Genomic DNA, 445 nt, shown 5'->3' with positions numbered 1-445 from the left:
CTTCAGTCAATGCTTTTCTTGTGACACTATTCGGCACATTCTCTGTCTCTGCATAATCAAAAGACAAGGGAATTTTATTGGTCTCAGCAACTTGTGTTAAAAACAATTTAAAGGCTTGTGATGCGCTCAGTCCATAACGCTCAAACACTGGAAATGCCCGATCACGCAAATCTTGCTCAAGTCGCAGATTAAAATTTGTTGTCGCCATATCATCACCTATGTTTTACAAAACATGTACTATCGTAAACCTAATGTACGCTAATAGTCTAAAAAATCACTCAAATTATTGTAAGAATTAGTTCCAATATCTGAATTTTGTATAACAGCCATTATGTTAAATGGGAGGGTATTTCATTGAGAATTCACAAAAATTTACCACTTATTAAACCTAAGAGTATGATTATTAATTATAAATAATTTACTTTTTCATAAAAATTAAATATTT

At 31.5% G+C, this 445-nt stretch carries 1 protein-coding gene; it reads right to left on the bottom strand.

Annotated elements, in window-relative coordinates:
• Positions 1–208, bottom strand: a 208-nt coding sequence (locus tag EL84_RS00180) for a type II toxin-antitoxin system RelB/DinJ family antitoxin (protein WP_047840239.1), incomplete at its 3' end; no start/stop codon positions are given.
• Positions 209–445: the final 237 nt, after the last annotated feature.

The sequence above is a fragment of the Paenibacillus sp. VT-400 genome (assembly GCF_001029205.1).
Taxonomy (GTDB): Bacteria; Bacillota; Bacilli; order Paenibacillales; family Paenibacillaceae; genus Paenibacillus; species Paenibacillus amylolyticus.
The sequence above is the reverse complement of the archived record's forward strand: the minus strand, read 5'-3'. Positions and strand labels throughout refer to the sequence as shown.